This is a genomic window from Prauserella aidingensis (assembly GCF_024171865.1).
GTDB lineage: Bacteria > Actinomycetota > Actinomycetes > Mycobacteriales > Pseudonocardiaceae > Prauserella > Prauserella aidingensis.
Genome location: NZ_JAMTCN010000064.1, coordinates 1 through 2283 on the forward strand (window position 1 = coordinate 1; position 2283 = coordinate 2283).

3 protein-coding genes are annotated in these 2283 nt (G+C 70.7%); 1 reads left to right on the top strand and 2 read right to left on the bottom strand.

From position 1 onward, the window contains the following. Positions 1-186 precede the first annotated feature (186 nt). Positions 187-387, top strand: a complete 201-nt coding sequence (locus LY13_RS25355; protein ID WP_253831081.1) for a hypothetical protein — start codon at positions 187-189, stop codon at positions 385-387. An 847-nt stretch (positions 388-1234) separates the two neighbouring features. Here the strand turns inward: LY13_RS25355 and LY13_RS25360 are convergent. Both LY13_RS25360 and LY13_RS25365 read right to left on the bottom strand, forming a co-directional pair. Beyond that, a complete protein-coding gene (locus tag LY13_RS25360; RefSeq protein ID WP_253831082.1) occupies positions 1235-1681 on the bottom strand; it encodes a hypothetical protein in 447 nt (148 codons plus the stop codon). Positions 1682-1753: 72 nt separating this feature from the next. Then, positions 1754-2161: a hypothetical protein gene (locus LY13_RS25365; protein WP_253831083.1), complete on the bottom strand. Its 408-nt coding sequence runs from the start codon at positions 2159-2161 to the stop codon at positions 1754-1756. Positions 2162-2283: the final 122 nt, after the last annotated feature.

The window sequence follows — 2283 nt, forward strand, 5'->3', positions numbered from 1 at the left end:
CAGCTGCATCCAGAGCCAGGACAGGATTCGACGTACGCACTGCTGTTTGATGAGTGGTGGTTCGCACAACTCGATGCGCCGTGGTGGGCCCGAAAGGTGTGGCGGTGCTGAGGATCAGCTGCCTGTACCGCGAGCTGCGCCGCCAACGTTGACGTGATCGCAACCGATGAGGAGGAAGGAAGAGACATGCCGCCGACCGCCCACACACCAACGGCCAGCGACCTGCGCAATGATGCGGAGGCTGCCTACCGCTTAGCCCGTGCCGCGTTCGACAAAGTCCACGCCGGAGAGCTGCGCATGTACAGCCCGGACGAGTGCGCGAAGGTCTCGGGCGCGCTCGCGGCGACCGTCCACACGCTGCACACCCTCCGCGCGGATAGCCGATAGCCACGAGCAGGAACGAAGAGACACGGGAAGGGCCCCGCACCGCTGGGTGCGGGGCCCTTCCCGTGTCTGCGATGTCCTCAGCGGCTGCGGCGGCCGAGGGTCGGCAGCCCTCCCGAGAGGAACTGCGGATGCGCTGGTGTCACCCGCTGCGGCCCGTCGTGATGTCCGCGGTCGCGCACGCACGCCGCGCACCGACGGTTCCGAGACCGCCGGCGCTGCGGGGGCAGCCGCTCCGCGCACACCGCGCACAGGTCGTCGTCGAACTCGGCATCGTCGTACGGATCCAGCGCCCGCTGTGCCCGCGGCCGTTGTTGCGGCGCCTGCCTCTGCTTGCGGAGTGCGCGACGTCGGGCGTCGCAGCGGCGACAGCCCTCGGCCTCGGGTCGCATCGCGCGACACCGCGTGCACGAGAACCAGCCCGGGGCACACGTCGCGCAGCGCCGCGCTCCCGCGTCTATGTAGTCACGCGGGAGCCGGTCCCCGCACCGGTCACAGCAGCCCCAGGCCGCCGGCTCACCCCGCCGCGGCTCGGGCACCGCCGGCGACGTCGCCAACGTGCCCGCGGCCAGTTCGTCGGTGACCGTGCCTCGGCAGCCATGGCACGTGCGGTACCCGGCTCGCGCGGCCGCCGTCGGCACCGGCCAGATCCCGCACGACTCGCATCGCTGCACCTCGATTTTGGACTTCACCACGCCTCCCTCGTCGCGATCCCCACTGATCGTGGCGTGACGAGGTGTGGTGGTCAAAGACGCGTACACCCGAACGGTTCGCCGCGGCAGGCATAGCTGCCGACATGCAGAAGGCCCCGCACCTTCGGGTGCGGGGCCCGGGCTGCCGAGCGAGCGTCTTACTCCTCGTCGTGGTACAGGTGAGCCAGCTCGCCTCGCGCGGCGCGCACGTCCTCGATAAGCGCCTCGGCATGTTGCTCCGCCGATGTACGCAGCAATTCCGCGGCGTGCCGCGCGTCCGCCACCGCCGCGGCCGAGCTGCGCTCAGCACTTTCACCGCGGTACTCGTCGTGCCGCAGAGAGCCGTCAGCGGCAGTCTGCGTACCCCACTGGCCAAGCTGACCGAGCAGCTGTGGCAGCCGCTCCGCGATGTCCTGCAGCTCGCCCAACGTGCGGTATCCCTCCGGCGCGAGACCGACCGCTGCCGGTCGCTGACTCGCGTTGCAGGCGTACCGCAGCAGGGCCGCCGCCGCCTGCAGCGCGTCGGCGAGGGTGTCCGGGTCGTGCGGCCCGTCGTAGGGCCAGTGGCGCTCGACAACGTCGGCACCGGTCTCCGTGGTCTCCATCAGTCGGTCCTCTCCTATCGTGGGTGGAGAGGACCGGGCAGGTACGGACTGCCCGGTCCTCACTATCGAGGGCTACCGCGCGGCCACGCGGCGCCGCTGGCGGCGATGCTGGTCGAGGCTGCTGGTCTGAGCCAGCCCCGTGAGATACCCGTCGAACTCGTCCCGGTGCTCCTCGACGAGCGCAGCGATCGCGCGAAGCTCGTCCCGCAGCCGGTCCGAGTCCCGCGCCCGTCCGTGTCGGCCGTAGAACTCGCGCGCGATCGCGCCGACCGGGTCGGTCTCCCACGACGGCCACCGCTCGGTCGTCTCCCAGCACGTCATGCACGTCGTCATCGCGGCGCGCTTCTGCCCGTGCTGCCGCACCCGCTGCACGAACTCCTCACGGGTGATCGCCTGCTGCGGCTCGGCGCGGCCGCACTCGGACATCCGATCCTGCCGCCACGGCAGCGGAGGACGGAGCACATGATCGAGATCGCTCATCGGTCAACTCCTCTCTGGGTCATCGTGCTACCCGGCACCGACACATGCCGGGAAGATCAGTGGACGACGTCGCCGTCGATGGCGACCTGCCCCGGCACGCCGGGGTGTTGATCGCGGTCCTC

Excerpts from the sequence above, each read along its gene's own strand:
- LY13_RS25355 (WP_253831081.1), top strand. The coding sequence starts at position 187 with ATGCCGCCGACCGCCCACACACCAACGGCCAGCGACCTGCGCAATGAT.
- LY13_RS25360 (WP_253831082.1), bottom strand. The coding sequence starts at position 1,681 with ATGGAGACCACGGAGACCGGTGCCGACGTTGTCGAGCGCCACTGGCCC.
- LY13_RS25365 (WP_253831083.1), bottom strand. The coding sequence starts at position 2,161 with ATGAGCGATCTCGATCATGTGCTCCGTCCTCCGCTGCCGTGGCGGCAG.